19 protein-coding genes are annotated in these 19,750 nt (G+C 45.0%); 2 read left to right on the top strand and 17 right to left on the bottom strand.

Going from position 1 to position 19,750, the window contains the following annotated elements; all coding sequences use genetic code 11:
* Positions 1-4: 4 nt before the first annotated feature.
* The 6 genes from OZ660_RS17690 to OZ660_RS17715 form a co-directional block, all read right to left on the bottom strand.
* Positions 5-625, bottom strand: a complete 621-nt coding sequence (locus OZ660_RS17690; RefSeq protein ID WP_274741842.1) for an energy transducer TonB — start codon at positions 623-625, stop codon at positions 5-7.
* 17 nt (positions 626-642) lie between these two features.
* Positions 643-1,050 carry an ExbD/TolR family protein gene (locus OZ660_RS17695; protein WP_274741843.1) on the bottom strand — a complete coding sequence of 136 codons (408 nt, stop codon included), beginning with the start codon at positions 1,048-1,050 and terminating at the stop codon, positions 643-645.
* Between the two features lie 3 nt (positions 1,051-1,053).
* Entirely contained in the window at positions 1,054-1,440 is a 387-nt protein-coding gene (locus OZ660_RS17700) for a MotA/TolQ/ExbB proton channel family protein (RefSeq protein ID WP_274741844.1), read from the bottom strand.
* Complete coding sequence (locus OZ660_RS17705; protein ID WP_274741845.1) at positions 1,437-2,738, bottom strand: MotA/TolQ/ExbB proton channel family protein; 1,302 nt, start codon at positions 2,736-2,738, stop codon at positions 1,437-1,439. The genes OZ660_RS17700 and OZ660_RS17705 overlap by 4 nt, the downstream gene beginning before the upstream one ends.
* Entirely contained in the window at positions 2,735-3,505 is a 771-nt protein-coding gene (locus OZ660_RS17710) for a DUF3450 family protein (RefSeq protein ID WP_274741846.1), read from the bottom strand. The genes OZ660_RS17705 and OZ660_RS17710 overlap by 4 nt, the downstream gene beginning before the upstream one ends.
* Positions 3,506-3,630: 125 nt before the next feature.
* Positions 3,631-4,680 carry an alpha/beta hydrolase gene (locus OZ660_RS17715; protein ID WP_274741847.1) on the bottom strand — a complete coding sequence of 350 codons (1,050 nt, stop codon included), beginning with the start codon at positions 4,678-4,680 and terminating at the stop codon, positions 3,631-3,633.
* A gap of 93 nt (positions 4,681-4,773) precedes the next feature.
* Between OZ660_RS17715 and OZ660_RS17720 the strand changes: the two genes are divergently transcribed.
* Entirely contained in the window at positions 4,774-5,664 is an 891-nt protein-coding gene (locus tag OZ660_RS17720) for a TraB/GumN family protein (protein WP_274741848.1), read from the top strand.
* A 438-nt stretch (positions 5,665-6,102) separates the two neighbouring features.
* On the opposite strand, the gene OZ660_RS17725 is transcribed toward OZ660_RS17720, so the two are convergent.
* The 7 genes from OZ660_RS17725 to OZ660_RS17755 all read right to left on the bottom strand — a co-directional run bounded on the left by OZ660_RS17725 (position 6,103) and on the right by OZ660_RS17755 (position 13,934).
* The gene (locus OZ660_RS17725; protein ID WP_032096159.1) at positions 6,103-9,210 is read right to left on the bottom strand and encodes an efflux RND transporter permease subunit; all 3,108 of its coding nucleotides are present in this window, start codon (positions 9,208-9,210) and stop codon (positions 6,103-6,105) included.
* Positions 9,211-9,270: 60 nt separating this feature from the next.
* Complete coding sequence (locus OZ660_RS17730) at positions 9,271-10,200, bottom strand: efflux RND transporter periplasmic adaptor subunit (RefSeq protein WP_014951216.1); 930 nt, start codon at positions 10,198-10,200, stop codon at positions 9,271-9,273.
* The gene (locus tag OZ660_RS17735; RefSeq protein ID WP_274741849.1) at positions 10,193-11,590 is read right to left on the bottom strand and encodes a TolC family protein; all 1,398 of its coding nucleotides are present in this window, start codon (positions 11,588-11,590) and stop codon (positions 10,193-10,195) included. The genes OZ660_RS17730 and OZ660_RS17735 overlap by 8 nt, the downstream gene beginning before the upstream one ends.
* A gap of 72 nt (positions 11,591-11,662) precedes the next feature.
* Positions 11,663-12,040, bottom strand: coding sequence for a hypothetical protein (locus OZ660_RS17740; protein WP_014951214.1), 378 nt, complete (start codon positions 12,038-12,040; stop codon positions 11,663-11,665).
* A 19-nt stretch (positions 12,041-12,059) separates the two neighbouring features.
* Positions 12,060-12,959 carry a cation diffusion facilitator family transporter gene (locus OZ660_RS17745; RefSeq protein WP_014951213.1) on the bottom strand — a complete coding sequence of 300 codons (900 nt, stop codon included), beginning with the start codon at positions 12,957-12,959 and terminating at the stop codon, positions 12,060-12,062.
* Complete coding sequence (locus tag OZ660_RS17750; RefSeq protein ID WP_014951212.1) at positions 12,946-13,311, bottom strand: DUF3703 domain-containing protein; 366 nt, start codon at positions 13,309-13,311, stop codon at positions 12,946-12,948. Before OZ660_RS17750 ends, OZ660_RS17745 begins: the two co-directional genes overlap by 14 nt.
* Positions 13,308-13,934: a cation transporter gene (locus OZ660_RS17755; protein ID WP_274741850.1), complete on the bottom strand. Its 627-nt coding sequence runs from the start codon at positions 13,932-13,934 to the stop codon at positions 13,308-13,310. Before OZ660_RS17755 ends, OZ660_RS17750 begins: the two co-directional genes overlap by 4 nt.
* Positions 13,935-14,013: 79 nt before the next feature.
* Between OZ660_RS17755 and cadR the strand changes: the two genes are divergently transcribed.
* Positions 14,014-14,436, top strand: coding sequence for a Cd(II)/Pb(II)-responsive transcriptional regulator (gene cadR, locus OZ660_RS17760; protein ID WP_014951210.1), 423 nt, complete (start codon positions 14,014-14,016; stop codon positions 14,434-14,436).
* Positions 14,437-15,222: 786 nt separating this feature from the next.
* Here cadR and tuf read toward each other — a convergent pair.
* The 4 genes from tuf to rpsL form a co-directional block, all read right to left on the bottom strand.
* Positions 15,223-16,407 (bottom strand): elongation factor Tu, encoded by a 1,185-nt coding sequence (tuf, locus tag OZ660_RS17765; protein WP_202262561.1) that lies wholly within the window; start codon positions 16,405-16,407, stop codon positions 15,223-15,225.
* Between the two features lie 63 nt (positions 16,408-16,470).
* Positions 16,471-18,573: an elongation factor G gene (gene fusA, locus OZ660_RS17770; RefSeq protein WP_202262696.1), complete on the bottom strand. Its 2,103-nt coding sequence runs from the start codon at positions 18,571-18,573 to the stop codon at positions 16,471-16,473.
* 27 nt (positions 18,574-18,600) lie between these two features.
* Positions 18,601-19,071: a 30S ribosomal protein S7 gene (gene rpsG, locus OZ660_RS17775; RefSeq protein WP_014951036.1), complete on the bottom strand. Its 471-nt coding sequence runs from the start codon at positions 19,069-19,071 to the stop codon at positions 18,601-18,603.
* A 75-nt stretch (positions 19,072-19,146) separates the two neighbouring features.
* Positions 19,147-19,521 carry a 30S ribosomal protein S12 gene (rpsL, locus tag OZ660_RS17780; RefSeq protein WP_014951037.1) on the bottom strand — a complete coding sequence of 125 codons (375 nt, stop codon included), beginning with the start codon at positions 19,519-19,521 and terminating at the stop codon, positions 19,147-19,149.
* Between the last annotated feature and the right edge of the window lie 229 nt (positions 19,522-19,750).

Below are 19,750 nucleotides of genomic sequence, written 5' to 3' on the forward strand. Positions count from 1 at the left end.
CCTATTAGGCTTCTATTAGCACCGGCCATATAAAGCGCGCTTTCACTGCGGCATCTTCTTTAGATGGAGAGGTGAACCGGCTATTTTTAACGAAGCGTACAATTTCTTTGTTTAATTCATGGTGAGGATTTTCAACAATATCCACCAACTCGACATGACCCTGTTCATCTATCAGCACATCAAGCTTGACCAGTACTTTACTCACCCCTTGCTTTTTAAGCCTTTTGGGAAAGTGGACTTTTATCGGCGTTAACAAGGTAGGCGTGCTATCAAGTTCATTAAGGGCAAATGCACTGGTATCGATATCGGAAAGTGACCATTGTAAAAAAGTGGTGTCGATTTCCGGCATGGTCGGCATATAAATATCAAGTGTGGGCGATACGACTATTTCAGACACCATCAATTGCGCACCCGCCCCCTTTACTTGAATATCAAGGGTAGGGGCTGTTTGCGATGATTGACTAACAGGAGGTGGAGGCGGCGGCGTTGTAACAAGCATATCCACATTACGCACAATGACTGTAGTATCACTACTTTCTGCCAGTAGCTGACCAAGCCACATAGTTCCTAGCGCAAAGGCAAGTACCAGCCCTGACAATAAAAACGAAGATGTACGAGTTACCATTGATAGCTAACCTTATTTTACTGCTTTAACGTGGCAATATTGACCGACTGTGCACCCGCCAGTTTCGCTTCGTCGATAACACTAACCAATAATTCTGAGCGCACCGATTTATCAACTTGAATTACCACAGGGCGCGGTTCACTACTTAGAATCTGCTCAATCACAGTACGCACACCAGTAAGCCCGATATTAGCGCCGTCGTACACCACACGGTTGTCGTGGGTTATGGCAAGCATAATGGTATTTTGCTCTAGCTGTTTTGCCGATATGGCCTGCGGTTTGTCTACTTCCACCCCGGTCTCTTTTACAAACACGGTTGAGACAATAAAGAAGATCAGCAAGATAAACACCACATCAAGGAGCGGTGACATATCAATACCTTGCGTATTCTGCAATTCAATTCGGCGTTGAAGGCGAAGACTCAAGGGCTAGGCTCCTTGTCTATTTTGCAAAAGCGAAGGCGACCGCTTACGTTTTGCAAGGGCCATAAGTAACCAGCCGGGAATGGCTAACACTAAACCTAACTGAGTGGTAAACAACGCATCCGCAATGCCTTTTGTTACCAACTGACTGTCTATGCCTTGTGACATCATGCCTGTAAAGCTTAACTGTAACCCCGAGATGGTGCCGAGTAGCCCCATCAAAGGCAGCGCACCAACAAGAACACTGGGTATCATTTCATTCGACGCGCTGTCTTGGGTATCCATACTGTCTCGTCTCTGCTTTCCCAACGAAATAAAAATAGATTGATAGGTAAACCAGGCCGTAACCACCATCACCCAGCACAACGGAGTTTCAATGAGTTGTGATATCAAGACGCTGCCCTCGCCTCTTCGCTGTCGCTGCTAATCACCAGTGCGAATGACTCGAGTGAATCGTAATACGTTTTCGCTTTGCGAGATAAAATGGCATTGAGGATAAGTGCGGGGATAGCAACGACTAATCCAAGCTCAGTGGTGACTAGCGCTTTTGCGATTCCTCCTGAAATAATTTCGGGGTCACTCGAACCAAATGCGGTCATCATTCTAAACGTTTCTATCATGCCGCTCACTGTACCTAACAATCCAAGTAACGGTGCGACAGCCGCAGTAATTGAAATGGCGCCATTGTATTTCTCTAGTTTGTACTTAAATGCCTGCAACTTAGCAAAGAGTTCATCGTCACGCTCAAACGGCGTGCGTGCGCCTTGTGCGATATCGATAAGCTCGCGCTGCATTCCAGAAAAGTGATTGATAGAAGATTGATGTAGCAACGATGACAGCGCTTTTGCTGATGTGACGGGCTTAACAGTAGGTAATCGCCATAATTGGACGACTTTAAATAGTGCGATACTCAGCGCAAGAATGCCGAACAATACAATGGGGATAACCCAAAGCCCGCCTTTAATTACGTGTTCGTGCAAGCTTTCACTGCTCTCTGATTGTGTGGCGGCTCGTCCTAGTGTGGGGTCAAAAACAACTGCTCCTGAATCAACATTCAGTAAATCAAATAACTGTTGTGTGCGTGCACGACTAAACTGTGTGTCAGCATGCCAGTGTGAATTTTGAAATGTCGCTAGGCCAGACACTTGCGGCGCATGAGTGAGATACCAAGTGACAGGCCCTAAAGAGAGCAACTGTGCATCGACCAACTCTCCATTTGATAGTACCAAGGGCTTAGCTTGGAACTGCGGAAACTGTGCATCATAATAGCTTTTTGCTATCGGTAAAACAGACTGTACTTTTTCAGAAAGCGTCATAGATTTCAGTTCCGCTTTCCCACTTTTTACCTGCCGTAGAAAGCGATTGATAACATCTTCTTGAAATACGTACTGCTCCTGCCATCGGGCAAGGCGCTCTTCCAATTGCACAAGTCCCAGCGTTTTTTCGTCTGTCTTACGACGGGCTACAGACGTTGCCTCTCTCAGCGCTATAACGTCTTGCTCTAGTGCGTTAAGCGTATTCGACAATGATACACGCGCCTTACTAATACTCGATTCTGTCTGCGCCAACCTAACCTTGGCTTGCTCGATTTTTTTGAGCATTTCACCATTGGGCGACTGCGCATTTGTTGCATGACCTGATAATGTATAGGTTGCCAAACACAGCATGACTAATAGGTTGAGGCATCTCATAATTCGGCCCTATTTAAATCCAATGGAAGCGTGACATAGTCGGGCTGATGCTGCTTTTCATAAATTGAAATGGCGGTCAAAATATCATCTAGTTGACCGTCTTTTGAGGCGCTGAATGTCCACTGCCATTGCCCAGAGAGACTACTTCCCCACCCCTGATATTGACCATCGCTATTTGAAAACCAAGCATATTGGCTGCCCAAGTAAAGCTGCTTCATCATTACCATTTTGTTATCAGGAGTTTTCATGATGCTTTCATGAACGGTAATGGCCGAATTGAAGGTTTGAAGAGAAGAAAGCTGCGCCAATGCGACTTGAAGTTGTTGTGAAGAAGTGGCGTCGCTTGTCAGCACTTCGCTTTCACTGTCCCAGCGCTGTTGAATAAGTTCTGGCAAAGTAGGATAAATGCTATTTAACACAGAATACAAAGGCGCGAGTGTTTGTTCTAATGCGTATTGTTCAGCTTCTAGCGTATTCTGTTGTGCAAGCAATGCCTCGCGTTTCTCTTCTACATCAGTGCCAGTTTGCTTACTTTGTGACAGTATCTCGGAAAGCTGCGCTTTTTCAGCTTGTAAGAGTGCAATGCGCTGCTTAAGTGTTGGCTCTGTTTGTCGCCAATCATTTTCTAACTCGCGCGTTTGTCTTTCTATGCGCAGCCACTGCTCGGTTAGGCTATCAACTTGCTCGGGCAAGCTACTTGCACTTAGGCAAAAACTCGCCGCAGAAGCAAAAACAAACATTGCAAACAGGTAGCAACGATTCAACATCAAGAAAACCTTCTTTACGAAACAAGGAAAGGGTTTTTGGCCGTGTCTATTGCGTTGCTAAAACGCAAATGATAACGCGACGCCAATCAATCTTAACGATAATCGTTATCATTTGCAATATTGTATTATTTGCTTAATGCTGTGTGCTGACTAAAAAACTGCTTGATGGCGCGATAGGCCGCTATGGATTCAGGTGTTTCATAAGCAATAAGATAGTCAGCATGTGACATGCCCTCGAAGACCTCCAGCACGGTATCACCACCTGCATCACGAATTTTGCGATTAACTCTTACCGTATCGCTTAAGAACATATCCCGAGTTCCACTGAGGAGAAAGGTAGGAGGAAATCCTTCAAAGCTGCCATAAAGCGGCGATATGCTTGCGTCATCAAGCGGTTTACCTGATGCATAAAGTTTTGCAGCAGAGGCTAACTGCCCGTCATAAGTCACTAAAATGCGATCGACACCTTCATTAGTAAATAACGTATCACCCGTTTTCGTTAGGTCAGCCCATGGTGTGCCGGCATAAAGTGCACGTGGTGGTGCTATGTCATCTTTAATGAGTTGCTGAGTTACAACTAGAATCAAACCTCCACCTGCTGAAGTGCCACCGACAAAAATATTATCGGCACTATATGAAGTAAGCACGTCTTTATACACAGCAACGACGTCGTGTAATGCAGCGGGAGCCGGTGACGAAGGAGGCATGCGATAATCTACACTTAATACGACAATACCCAGCCTATGAGCGATTAGAATGCCTTCTTCTATACTCGGCAATCCGCCAAAAAGTACATAGGCACCGCCATGTACGTCAATGTAGACCTTATCTTTAAATTCTTCAGATAAGGATTCAGGTGTAATTTTACGTACTGTCACTCCTGCAATATCGAGTAACTCAACGTGCACGTTGAACTGCTTGCGCATTTTCTTAATCTTTTTTTTCTGGTCGGCGTTTCGCTGTTGTATGTAGTCTCGCCACTGCTCGACAGTTTGCGGTGTCGCTGCAATCGCTTCTTCAACCGTTGGTACAGGAAATTGAGTGATCGCATGTTTAAACTGACTGCTGGTATCATTTGGAGGGGGAAGTGCTGTTTTGGGCATTGTAATCTCGTTAGCAACTGATGAGAGTGAAATAACGACAGAAAGAAATGCTACGTACATTAGGTATTTCATGATTGCCGAATCCCTGCAAATATGTGATTGTTCAATCTACTACAAACCTTATGCCTGCATAAAGGTCTACACACGCTAATAGGGAAGTTAACAATGAAACGCTTTTCTTTGCGCAACATGGTACTCGCTTTGAGTGTTGCGTTAACATCGTCATCACTAATGGCCAACGACGTTAATAGCGCAACTACGTCTGTATGGCAGGTGTCGAAGGGCGAGGACATTGTGTATATCGGTGGCACAATACACTTACTGCCTGCGTCAGAGTTCCCTTTACCTGACGTATTTACGGCAACATACGAAAACGCTGACACTGTGGTGTTTGAAGCACAATTACCAGACCCGACTGACCTTGTAGCACAACAAAAGATGATAGCTGCTGTGGCATACCGCAATGGGCAAACACTTAAGGATGAGTTGTCGGCAGAAACCTACGCAGCATTGGACAAGTACCTGAGCACGTTTGGCGCAACAGCTGACCAGTTAGCGGGCTTAAAGCCGGGGATGGTGGCAACGATGTTAGTTGCAATGGAGGCTCAGCGCAATCAACTGGCTGGAGAAGGAGTGGATGCCTATTTTACCCGACTCGCAAAGCGCGACGGAAAGCCAAGTGAATACTTAGAGTCAGTAGAATTTCAAATTCAAATGCTTGCCAACATGGGAGAAGGCGAAGAAGACCGCTTCATTGCTCAGACCTTAGAGACCCTACCTGAGCTTAATTCAACGCTGCAAGACACCATTAACGCTTGGCGCGTTGGGAATACAACCCAGTTAAACGAACTGGTAATAGAAACCTTCAAGCAAGAATCACCGGCATCGTTTGATGAGCTGTTTACACATCGCAATCAAAACTGGGTACCGCTTATCGAAGCCATGTTTGGTGACGATGATCTTGAATTTGTTCTGGTAGGCGCGGGACACTTAGTAGGAGAGGACAACGTACTTACCCTGTTACAAGAAAAAGGCTACAGAGTCGTACAGTTATAAATTGCTCTAAACTGTAGTAGCTCATACCTGATCTGACAGTTTCGATGAATAGGTTTAGACTCTACCTGACAGGCAGCTATGAGCGTAAAGCGGACCTTGACCACAGCAAATGCGCTGGTCCGCTTCAGACAAACAGCAGACGTTCAGGGCTCTCTGCTCTTGATTCCGATATTTACCATAAGCGGAAGTTAATATGCTTTATTCTGACTGACTCTTCAGTGGCATAAAGCAGTTATTCAGACCACAATAGTCCACAGGATGCGCCTCCAAAAGCCGAATGTTGAATATTACAATTGATAACCAACCCTACAACTCCAAATTTTTATTACAAAGCGATTTACGAGCCACCTCCCCATTTTGTCAAAAGAAGTCGAATGATCGTCATGGGGGTAAGTAAATCCGGGGCATTGATTTATAAACCCAAATGCCCCAGTGCTGCTAATTCACCTTATAGTGAACGAGTCTATAGAGTACAGGTAGTACAACCAGAGTTAACAAGGTAGAGGATATGATCCCACCAATGACCACCGTTGCCAGAGGTCGCTGCACCTCTGCGCCAGTACCTACGTTAAGCGCCATGGGCACGAAACCAAGACTCGCCACTAACGCTGTCATCAGCACTGGCCGCAAGCGAGTCATTGCACCATCAATAATCGAGTTTACCAACTCGCCAGTCTCTTCCATCCTCTGCCTGATAAAAGACAGCATTACCAGACCATTCAATACAGCAATACCAGAGAGCGCGATAAAACCAATCCCTGCCGATATTGAAAGAGGCATATCTCTGATCCAAAGAGCAAAGATGCCGCCAGTTAATGCCAAAGGGACGCCTGTGAAAATTATCAAGGCGTCTTTGACTGAGCCAAATGCAATCACAAGTAATGCAAGGATCAGGAAAAGCGTTGCGGGCACAACCAAGCTCAGTCGTTGACTTGCACTTTCCAATTGCTCAAACGTTCCACCATAACTTATCCAATAACCACTCGGCAGTGCCACATTGGCTGCGATTTGCTCTTTAGCATCATTGACAAAAGAGCCTAAATCACGATCTCTCACATTTGCTGTGACGACGATACGGCGTTTTGCGTTTTCTCGACTTATTTGACTGGGTATATTGGTATATTCAAGCTCAGCCACCTCGGCGATTGGCACATACTCACCATCATTGGTCATGATGGGTATATTTCCCAGCGCTTCTAAATCATTGCGAATCTCTTCAGGATAACGAACAACAATCTCAAAGCGTCTGTCGCCTTCAAATACCAAACCAGCTTCTTTGCCGCCAACTGATGCACTTAACCACGTTTGCAAGTCAGTTACGTCTAAGTTGTAACGCGCCAGCGCATAAGGCTTCGGGTTCACCGTGAAGATGGGGATCTCATCTACTTGTTCTACTCGTGCATCAGCAGCGCCCGGAATATCTTGTAATACGGATAAAACATCACCAGCTGAATCCCGCAGCTTATCCAGATCATCACCATATATCTTGATCCCTAAATCTGCCCTAACGCCACTAATTAATTCGTTAAAGCGCATCTGTATAGGTTGCGTAAACTCATAGTTATTGCCGGGTACATTTTGAAGATCCCTCTCCAATTGCTCGACAAATTCCGTTTTCGATAATGCAGGGTTTGGCCATTCATCAATTGGTTTTAGCATTACAAAAGTGTCAGTGACGTTGGGTGGCATAGCATCAGTAGCCACCTCAGCAGTACCCGTTTTAGCAAATACGGTGTTTACCTGTGGGTATTGCATAATGACCTGTTCAAGCCGTTTTTGCATATCGACAGCTTGTTCAATTCCTGTGCCGGGCACTCTCATTGCATGAAGGGCTATGTCACCCTCATCTAGTTGCGGCACAAATTCAGAACCTAGGCGCATCCCAAACCAAACACTGATAACTACGAGTAATGTTGCTGCACCTACTACCAACCATCGTAATTTTAATGCCCACTCCAGTACAGGGCGGTAAACTGATTTAGCCCCAGTGATTATTGGACTCGCTTTTTCACTGACTTTGCCTGACATAAACATAGCAACAGCTGCGGGCACAATGGTGATTGAAAATACCATTGCCGCTAGCAATGCCAATATTACGGTAGCCGCCATTGGGTGAAACATCTTCCCTTCGACACCTGTTAAGCTAAAGATAGGAATGTACACAATCGTGATTATCATCACGCCAAATAGACTTGGGCGTATCACCTCATTCGTTGCCTCAAATACGACTTCCAGCCGTTCTTTAAGAGGCAGTATTGCACCCGTTCGCCGCTGCGATTCACTTAATCGCCTAATACAGTTCTCGACGATAATAACCGCTCCGTCAACAATCAGTCCAAAGTCTAACGCACCTAAGCTCATTAGGTTCGCGCTAACGCCCGTTTGTACCATGCCTATTATTGTGGCAAGCATGGCAAGTGGGATGACAGCGGCGGTGATAATTGCTGCCCGTATATTGCCCAGCAATAAAAATAAGACAACAATAACGAGTAGTGCGCCTTCAACAAGGTTTTTTTGTACTGTATTGATGGCTTTATCCACGAGCGTAGTGCGATCGTATACACTTTGGATAATTACGCCCTCTGGCAGGCTTGCTTGGATTTCATCCACTTTATCAGCCACGTCTAGCGCAACAGCTCGGCTATTTTCGCCTATTAGCATCATAGCTGTGCCCAACACCGTCTCTTGACCTTCTCGTGTTGCAGCGCCCGTTCTAAGCTCCTTACCGATGGCGACCTCTGCAATGTCACTTACCGTGACGGGAGATCGGTTTGTAAGCGTTACCACCACGTTACCGATGTCCTCAACGCTCGAAAGTCTCGCTTGTGAACGTACTAGTATTTGCTGGCCGTTGCGTTCAATGTACCCAGCGCCCTGATTAGCGTTATTTCGATTTAATGCCCGCAATAAATCGTCAGTACTAACGCCGTAATTAAGCATAAGTTGAGGATTAGGCTTCACATGATACTGTTTGGTAAACCCCCCAATAGCATTAACCTCTGTTACCCCTTTCACCAAGGCCAGTTGAGGTTTCACCACCCAATCGTGTAACTCTCGAAGCGCCATTGCATCAAATTTTCTGCCATCGACAGTTACTGTGCCGGGCTTCGCGCTAAGCGTGTACATGTAAATTTCACCCAAACCTGTGGCAATCGGCCCCATCTTAGGCTCAATACCATCGGGCAATTGGCTTTTGATAATGCCTAGCCGTTCGTTTATGAGGTTTCTGGCAAAATAGAGATCCGTGCCTTCTTCAAAAACGGCCGTCACTTGTGATAAGCCATAGCGCGATAGTGAACGTGTGTAGTCCAAGTTTGGTAATCCTGCCAAAGCGTTTTCTACCAAAAAGGTGATACGTTGTTCAGTTTCAAGCGGTGAATAACCTTCTGCTTGTGTGTTGATTTGTACCTGAACGTTGGTGATATCGGGTACGGCATCAATAGGCAGCTTTTGATAACTGAATAGGCCTAATCCAATCACCAAAAAGGAAAGCATCAGAAAAATACCGCGCTTTTCGATTGCGGTACGAATAATGGAAACTAGCATCTTAAACCTCCCTTAGAACTACACGCCATTTGACAGGGAAATATCAGTTGTAGTGAGGCATTAATGATCATGGCCTGCCTCCGATTTTTCCAAATCTGCTTTAATTATGTAGCTATTGGAAGCCACGACGCGTTCGCCTGCTTCAAGGCCACTGATAACCTCGATATAGTGACCATCTGAGACACCAAGCTCTACCGCTCTGGGCGCATACTCATCACCCTCAACCACAAAAACAACTTGTTTGGCTTCATACTCTTGCACAGAAGATAGAGGAACCGAATGACTTACTGACTTAGTTGACGTCGTAACTTGTGCTTTGACCAGCGTACCGAGTGGCCAATATCCAGTACTATTATCGACAGCTACATTGGCAAGAGAGTGTGGATTGCCATCAGCTGAAGGCGTAATATATGCAATCTTGGAGGTTTGGTTGAAACCTGCGTGGCTTAGTTCAACTGACTGTCCAACCTTGATGCTGCTAAGCATTTGTGAAAAAACGGTCAGCTGTGCCCATACGTTTTTATAGTTAGCTAACGAAAAAAGTACTTGCCCGTTTGATAACTCACCATTATTCGCATGTCGCGCAATCACATTGCCATCAAAAGGTGACGTGATGGAATAACTTTTTAAACTCTCATTGGACTCAACAACCGCTAAAATATCACCTTTCTTAACGGAATCGCCAATGTTGACTTTTACATCTTTAATAACACCGTCAAACCGTGCTCTTATATGACTTAATGAGGCGGGGTCTGCACTAATTCGCCCATAAAGCGTACTCGTTAACGCAATATCGCGTGCGAGCACGGGAGTTGCAGAAATACCATTCTGAATTGCTGTTTCATTGCTCATTCTTACGACTTCACCTGCGTGATTGTCTTGATCGCTGGAACTTACATCACTGTGTTTACCTCCTGCGATTGCGGTTAGGCTATAAAGGCTAAGGGTGAAGATAGAAATAAGTACTTTTTGTATTGTGAATTTATTCATAATCATGACTTCTTATCGAAATGTTAGATGACTGCTGCCAATTGCTTTTGTGACTTGGGTGAAATGAGTCATCATTGTGCTCATTCGTCAGCGCGAGACCTGTGAGTGTTTCAATTTCTGTTTTGCTTAAGTGAACTTGAGACGCTGCCTCTATTAATGTCAGCCGGGTTGTCAGAAATTTTTGTCGAGTAGTTACCCATTCCAAGTAGCTGAAACGGCCCTCCAAATAGGCGTTCTCGACTAAATCTAACGCGCCCTTTAACGGAGGAATCACCTTGCGCTGAAGTGTGTCAATCTCTAGCAATGCTCGTGTATGTTCGCCTAACGCTTGATTAACTGAATGTAATAGGCTTCGAACGTTGCTTTGTCTTTGCTGCTCTATTGCGTCAAGACGTGCCCTGTTTGCTTCATATTCACCAAGGTTTCGTTCTTTTTGAAACAATGGAACGCTTACTCCGGCAACCAGTGCTGTTTCATCAATACCTTGCATTCTGCGAAGCCCCGCTGACCACTCAATATCAGCGCGGTTATTCGCTTGCACTAAACGAAGCTGCGCCGCTTGCACACGGCTTTGTTTAGCGTATAGGTCAATGTGAGGGCTATTTTGGATTGCGACTGCCAGCGCATCAAACGACTCAATCTTATTAAAAGCAAAAAGATCGCCTTCCACACGCTTAAAGCTCGGTACCTGCTCCCCCCACATGATGGATAAACTGCGCAAGGCAAACGTTAGGTCCTGTTGAGCTAGATTAACATCGAGCTTTGCTTGGGCCAGCGCAGCTTGGGCACGTTTTTGTTCTAACAAGGGGGACGCGCCTGCTTCAACGCGTTTCGTTACGGCATTCAATGTATAAAGTGCAAGTGCCTCTGCATCTTTTATGACGTCTAAGTTCGCCTGCAATACGAGTACTTTGATGTAACGACGATTAAGCTCACCGAGGATATCTAAGGTGAGTATTCGCTTTTCAACATCTTGCTGTATTCTTCGTTCAGAGAGTACATTCAACCTTGCTGCTGGCTTATCATTGAGCTGTAACACTGATGATAATGTCAAGGTAACTTCAAGCTCTTTGAGACCTGATACCTCGCCAGTTCCCAAAAAGTTCTCTAATTCAACCCCTGCATTCAATGCGGGTTTAAGCGCCGCCGTTTTTGACTCTCCGTCTATAACACGTTGTTTAAATTTAAACTCATACAGACTTGGATTATTGGCAAGTGTTAGTCTAATAGCGTCCTCAAGAGTCAGCGTTTCTCGTATGGGCGCTTGGACACTTTTGTCTACAAATCTGTTGGTTTTCGCCGCATGAGCGGTCGGTGGACTGAGTAATAAGCCCAGTATGCAACTGCACACAATGGCAGATGCATGCCCGAAAATAGGAAACATTTTCATTGGAATATCCTAATAATTTATCAATATTTAGCATCGCGAGTGTTATCAGCGCGGTGCTATCGAAAAAACGTACTAGGAAGTAATTTTGGGGGGGCGAAGTAAGCGGTTAATAGGTGCGTCAATTACCGCATCTAAATAGTTGAAATTGTGGACTGAAACCACTGTTTTCAGACTGTTGATATGACTCTGACTGACCCATTGTGCATGTGTGCCATGGCAGTGGCCGCAATGGTGACAATCAGCAGGATTGTGGTGCTCTGTACTTACTTTATCACTGGTTTCATTGGCAGACAGCTCAGACTGCACTTGCTCGTGCTCAGAATGCTTATGCTCGTGTTGCAAGTGCTGAATGTCTATTGCATGAAAATCTAACGAATTCGCCACAGCAGAAAACGACTGAAAGAGTATCAGCGAGATCACGATGTAACTTATGCGTTTTAGATTTTTCATGTATGAAAGGTTACCAAGCCTAATTCACTTCGTCACGACATTGTTCATTAGCAAACTCCAGCTCAACTGTCGTATGTTCAAATTTATACTTTTCTAACGAACTGTGTATGTTTTCTTTGAGTGATTGGAGGTGCTCAAGACTGACATCTTCATCAAGAACAAGATGGACCGTCATTACGTTACGCTCACCGTCTAGAGACCAAATATGAAAATGATGAAGATCACTTACCTTATCGTTTGCCAGTAAATCGCTTCGAATCTTTGAAAGCTGTTCTTCATCGGGCGTTGCTTGCAAAAACAGCATTAGGGTTTCTTTGAGATTGCGGAACACATTGAAAAGGATGAACAAAGTAAAGCCAATGGATAAGATTGGATCTAAAATAGGCCAAGGCTTAAACATTAAGACGATGGACACGATAAATACTGCTACCCAACCAAGCACATCTTCCAGCAAATGCCAGTTGAGGACTCGCTCATTTAATGAGTCTCCCTCACTCAGTTTATAAGCCGCAAAGCCGTTTACTGCCATCCCAAAGATAGACAATAAAACCATCCCTTCAACTTGGGGCATTTCAGGCTCAGCCAAACGAGGTATCGCTTCAAGCAATATCCAAATGGAGCCTACCGTCAGCACAATACCGTTAATCAATGCACCGAGTAAGGAAAATCTTTTGTAGCCGTATGAGAATGTTTGATTAGAATCTTTATCGCTAAGCTTGTTTAATCCCCACGCTGTACCAATGGAAAGACTATCACCCAAATCGTGCACTGCGTCAGCCATAATAGCGGTGCTGTTGGTAAGCCATCCACCAATGAATTCAATAACAGTGAACACCACATTTAAGAAAAACGCCCATCCAATACGTTTAGACGCGTCGGTTGAATTCTCTTGCGAGTGTGAATGGTTATGACTGTGCATTTCTAATTTTTTCCAATATGGCTTTGTTTTCGGGTGAAATAGACATTGACTTGAATGGACTCACGTTTGCCCCACCAGTATTGCCCTCAGGCAATAAGCCAATTGGAGTTTTAGTCAGCGCACCTAGCATTCTAAAAATTTGTCCAAATATCTCTTTAAGGTCGCGGCGTTCTATTCCAAATTTAAGCATTTCATAATGCACTCGTGTGTGGTGGTATGTTGAGTGCTGACCGATGACATGAGCATCCTCTAAGGCCTTAAATCCTGCTTTATTGTCATTGTTCGAAAGGGATTGATGCGCGGCGCTCAGTTTTTGAAGTATGTAAGGTTTTGCTGCTTGAGTGAAATTCATACGATCTCTCCATTCGTCGAGCTGTTTTCACGGAATTCCTGTCTGGCGTCTTTTAGAATTAAGACTGCGCCTCGTAACACAACGATAGACACAATAAAACCTATGACCAAATCAGGCCAACGAGTATCGAATAGATAAACCATCACACCCGCCAATATCACTCCTATGTTTGCAATGACGTCGTTTGCCGAGAATATCCAACTTGCTCGCATATGCACCTCGCCATTTTTTTGTTTTCTGATTATCGCCAAACATATAACGTTAGCGATAAGTGCAACACCGCCCATGCCCATCATAAGCATAGATTCAGGCCCACTTCCAAAGGTTGCGCGACGAGCTATGTCAAACAAAATTAATAGGCCTAATGCCAATTGAAAATATCCACTTACCTTTGCAGCATTGGCTTTGTGAACAATTGTTTTCCCTACTGCATATATACCAACACCGTAAACGACTGCGTCAGCCAACATATCAAGGGAGTCTGCAATAAGTGCTGTTGAGTCAGCGAGTAACCCTACACTCATTTCAATGATAAATATCACAGCATTGATGCCCAATAGCCAGTAGAGAACTGCCTTTTGTTCTTGGTCTTTTATCTCAATTTCGCACCCACAACCACTCATAAAAACACTCGCTTTACTCACCTATAACGCGAGTGTAAACTCTATACTTGGTATAGAGTCAAGCTTTAGGCAAGTTAAAATGAAAATTGGGCTTCTGGCAGCTAAGACAGGGTTAAGTATTCAGACAATTCGTTTTTATGAGCGTAAATCACTATTGGCTGCACCTGAGCGAACGGCATCGAATTATCGAAGCTACTCTGAAGATGCACTGAAGCAGTTATTGTTTATAAAGCAATGTCGCGCATTAGATATGACAATCGAGGAAATTAAATTAGTACTGGAAACCCGAGCAAACCCAGAGAATAGCTGCGAAAACGTTAATACTACAATAGATAAGCATGTTGACGATATCGAACATCGGATAGCTGAATTAAAAGTACTACAAGAAACACTGATTTCAATTCGTTCTGCTTGCGATCATGATAAGAAGGTTAAAGAGTGCGGGGTATTGCATCAATTAGATAGCATTGCAGAAGTGTGTTCTTCTAGTACGGAGAATTAGTCTCGAATTATCAGTTTTATGTTGGAGCTTTGTCATAGGTATTCGGCTAAAGCAGCCATTCAATTTTTATTAGTAGCATGACCGTTGATTACCTCATTCGTGTCATTAAAATCTTAATGAGCCAAGGTCTGCTTCACGTACTCTTCTGCCGTTTAATTACAAATATTCGAACGGCTGCTATTGGCACAAATGCGACTGTCAGATTTGGTTGAGTCCTATTATTCGAATCTGACAGATCAAGTTGAGACTGATTCTCTAACTTCTACCCAATACAAAGCCAGTGACTTTTCACTGGCTTTTTTATTGCTACTAAAAGACTGGGTTCACCGTGTGTTCTCTCCTCTCCCACAAGCTTATTCCTACTGCTGAGTGAGTGAAATCAATATGCCGTTTCAAACCTTCCACAGCATGGATGCTGTGGCGGAGCGCCCAGGGACGGGCTCACGACGTGGTTTCCCTGTCCCCCAAACTTTATAGATGCTAAAGGGGTGGCGCTTATTCAAACTAGAACTCTCAGCTGCATGGATGCAGCTGCGAAGCCGCTAATACAAAAGCACGGATGGGTTCACGGCGTATTCCTTCCTCTCCCTCAAACTTTTTGCTAGGCCTCAAGAAGGGAGTGAGTGTATGCCCTCTGAAACACGCCCTAAACCCATCCATGGGGGCTCCTACACCGCATCCTTGCGGTGTAGGGTTTCAGAGGGCATACACTCACGCACTTTCAAAAAGGCATAAAAAAAGCGCACCTAAGTGCGCTTTTTTGTACCTTATGTTGCTAAGTCTAGATTAGTCTAGGATCTTAGATACAACACCAGCACCTACTGTACGACCACCTTCACGGATTGCGAAACGAAGACCTTCTTCCATCGCGATCGGAGCAATTAGCTCAACTTTGAATTTAAGGTTGTCACCAGGCATTACCATTTCTACGCCTTCTGGAAGCTCTACAGCACCAGTTACGTCAGTTGTACGGAAGTAGAACTGTGGACGGTAACCTTTGAAGAATGGAGTATGACGGCCACCTTCATCTTTAGATAGTACGTATACTTCTGCTTCGAAGTTAACGTGTGGAGTGATTGAACCAGGCTTAGCTAGTACTTGACCACGCTCAACTTCGTCACGCTTAGTACCACGTAGAAGAACACCAACGTTCTCACCCGCGCGGCCTTCGTCAAGAAGCTTACGGAACATCTCAACACCAGTACAAGTAGTCTTAGTAGTTTCTTTGATACCTACGATTTCTACTTCTTCACCAACTTTAACGATACCTTGCTCTACACGACCAGTTACAACAGTACCACGGCCTGAGATTGAGAATACGTCTTCGATTGGAAGGATGAACGGCTTGTCGATTGCACGCTCTGGCTCTGGGATGTATGAATCAAGCGCTTCACCAAGCTCGATGATTTTCTTTTCCCACTCTGGGTCGCCTTCAAGCGCCTTAAGAGCTGAACCTTGGATAACTGGTAGGTCATCACCTGGGAATTCGTATTCGTTAAGAAGTTCACGAACTTCCATTTCTACTAGCTCTAGAAGCTCTTCATCGTCAACCATGTCACACTTGTTCATGAATACGATGATGTAAGGAATACCAACCTGACGACCAAGTAGGATGTGCTCACGAGTCTGTGGCATAGGACCATCAGTCGCAGCAACTACTAGGATACCACCGTCCATCTGAGCAGCACCAGTGATCATGTTTTTAACGTAATCAGCGTGTCCTGGGCAGTCTACGTGTGCGTAGTGACGAGTAGGAGTATCGTATTCTACGTGTGAAGTAGAGATGGTGATACCACGTGCTTTTTCTTCAGGCGCGTTATCGATTTGATCGAAAGCCTGTGCGTTACCACCGTAAGTCTTAGAAAGAACTGTAGTGATTGCTGCAGTTAGGGTAGTTTTACCGTGGTCAACGTGGCCGATTGTACCCACGTTTACGTGGGGTTTCGTACGTTCAAACTTTTCTTTTGCCATTTTTCTCGTTTCCTAAGTTAAAAGTCCGACCCACAAATAGACCGGACCGAACCTTCATTTAGATTAAATTCTAGATTCAATAATAGCCTGCGCCACATTGTTAGGCGCCTCAGAATAATTGAAGAACTCCATAGAGTATGAAGCACGACCTTGTGTTTGTGAACGCAAATCAGTTGCGTACCCAAACATTTCTGAAAGCGGCACTTTTGCACGTATTATTTTAACACCTGCTACGCCATCTTCCATACCTTCGATCATGCCGCGACGACGGTTAAGGTCACCAACAACGTCACCCATCCAATCCTCTGGAGTAGTCACTTCAACTTTCATTGTGGGTTCAAGTAACACCGGATTTGCTTCTGCGGCGCCTTTTTTGAAACCCATAGAGCCGGCGATCTTAAACGCCATTTCAGAAGAGTCAACATCGTGGTATGAACCATCAAACAACGTAACCTTAACATCAAGTACCGGATACCCTGCAAGAACACCACTTCGCATCTGCTCCTGAATTCCTTTATCGACCGCTGGAATGAACTCTTTTGGTACCACACCACCGACGATTTCGTTCACAAATTCGTAGCCAGCCCCTTCTTCTTGAGGCTCAATGCGTAACCATACATGACCAAATTGGCCACGGCCGCCAGACTGACGAACGAACTTCCCTTCAACTTCAACGTTTTTACGAAGGGTTTCGCGATAGGCAACCTGAGGGTTACCTACGTTACATTCAACTTTGAATTCGCGCTTCATGCGGTCGACAATGATATCAAGGTGAAGTTCACCCATACCAGAGATAATCGTTTGACCAGTCTCGTCGTCAGTTTTCACTTTAAACGACGGGTCTTCTGCCGCAAGCTTACTTAGGGCAATGCCCATCTTCTCTTGGTCAGCTTGAGACTTAGGCTCAACCGCAATTGAAATTACCGGCTCTGGGAATTCCATACGTTCCAATGTGATAACGTGATTTGGATCACAAAGCGTATCACCGGTAGTAACATCTTTAAGGCCAATGGCCGCAGCGATGTCACCTGCGCGTACTTCTTTAATTTCTTCACGGTCTTTCGCGTGCATTTGCACGATACGACCAAAACGTTCGCGCTTGCCTTTAACAGGGTTATAAACCGTGTCACCGGTGTTAACCACACCAGAATAACAACGGAAAAACGTTAACGTACCTACAAACGGGTCGGTCGCTATTTTGAATGCAAGTGCCGAGAACGGCTCATCGTCGCTTGAATGACGCTCTGCTTCCGTCTCATCTTTATCGTCAAGCACACCTGTAATGGCTTTAACTTCAGTAGGAGAAGGAAGATATTGAATAACAGCGTCTAGTACAGCCTGAACACCTTTGTTTTTGAAGGCACTGCCACAAGTGGCAAGAACAATTTCGTTGTTCAGTGTACGCTTACGAAGGCCTAAACGGATTTCTTCCTCGGTCAGCTCTTCGCCTTCCAAGTACTTGTCCATTAGCTCGTCTGATGCTTCAGCAGCCGCTTCGATCATTTCGGTGCGGTACTGCTCAGCGGTATCTAAATATTCAGCCGGAATGTCTTCATAGGTAAATGTCATACCCATGTCGTCTTCATTCCAGTTGATGGCTTTCATCTTCACGAGGTCGATGACGCCATGGAAATTCTCTTCAGCGCCCATGTTGATTTGAATCGGAACACAGTTTGCGCCTAAACGCTTGCGGATTTGACCCACAACACGTTCAAAATCAGCGCCAGCCCGGTCCATCTTATTAACGAACACTAGGCGTGGCACTTGATATTTGTCAGCCTGTCGCCAGACTGTCTCTGATTGAGGTTCTACCCCAGAAGACCCACAGAAAACCACTACCGCACCGTCTAGCACACGTAATGAACGCTCTACTTCAATAGTAAAGTCTACGTGTCCAGGGGTGTCGATGATGTTGATCCTGTGTTGATCGAACTGTTGCTCCATACCAGACCAGAAACAAGTCGTTGCAGCAGACGTGATAGTAATACCACGCTCCTGCTCTTGCTCCATCCAGTCCATGGTAGCAGCACCATCGTGCACTTCACCGATTTTGTGAGACAGTCCTGTATAGAACAGAACACGCTCTGTGGTCGTGGTTTTACCCGCGTCCACGTGAGCCACAATACCAATATTGCGATAACGCTCAATCGAGGTCTTACGAGGCATAAATCTCTCTCAGTTAAATAACGTTGATTACCAACGGTAGTGAGCAAACGCTTTGTTTGCTTCGGCCATACGGTGAACGTCTTCACGTTTCTTAACCGCTGAACCTTTGTTATCTGCTGCGTCTAGCATTTCAGCCGCTAGGCGTTGTGCCATAGACTTTTCGCCACGTTTACGTGCAGCTTCAACCATCCAACGCATACCTAGCGCGTTACGACGAACTGGACGTACTTCAACTGGAACCTGATAAGTTGAACCACCAACACGACGAGACTTAACCTCTACTGTTGGGCGGATGTTATCAAGCGCTTCCTCGAAGATATCTAGGTGTGCTTTGCCGGTTTTTTCAGCAACAATATCAAGCGCACCGTAAACGATTTTTTCAGCGACTGACTTTTTGCCGTCGAGCATTACGACATTCATGAATTTCGCAAGCAGTTGTGAACCAAATTTTGGCTCTGGTAGGATTTTACGTTGACCTACGACTCTTCTTCTTGGCATTTTCTATTCTCCGTATGAATTCAGGGAAAACCCAAAACTCTTAAACTTCAGTTTGGCCTTACTAACGGAGAACCGTTAAGACTTAGGCTTCTTCGCGCCGTACTTAGAACGGGCTTGTTTACGATCGTTTACACCTGCGCAGTCAAGAGTACCGCGAACTGTGTGATAACGAACACCTGGTAGATCTTTAACACGACCACCACGGATAAGTACTACACTGTGCTCTTGTAGGTTGTGACCTTCACCACCGATGTATGAAGAAACTTCAAAACCGTTAGTTAGACGTACACGACATACTTTACGTAGTGCAGAGTTTGGTTTCTTAGGCGTAGTAGTATATACACGAGTACATACACCACGTCTTTGTGGACAAGCTTGTAGAGCAGCTACGTTGCTTTTTTCAACGGGCTTTCTACGCGGCTTGCGCACTAACTGGTTAACTGTTGCCATTAACTAGCTCCTGATTAAAAACTACGAAAACCCAATCACTATGATTGGGTCCTATTTATGCGACTTTTAAAATTCGTCGCCCTTTTTATGTGAACATTGTGCTCGTCAATATTCACTGAGCGCTAATACAAAAAACCGCGACCGTTTTTAGTACCTTTTTTAGGCTATCAAAAATCGGGTCGCGGAATATTAATGATCATCGCCCTGACTGTCAAGGTGTACAAAGGTT

Source organism: Alteromonas sp. 009811495 (genome assembly GCF_028865455.1).
Taxonomy (GTDB): domain Bacteria; phylum Pseudomonadota; class Gammaproteobacteria; order Enterobacterales; family Alteromonadaceae; genus Alteromonas.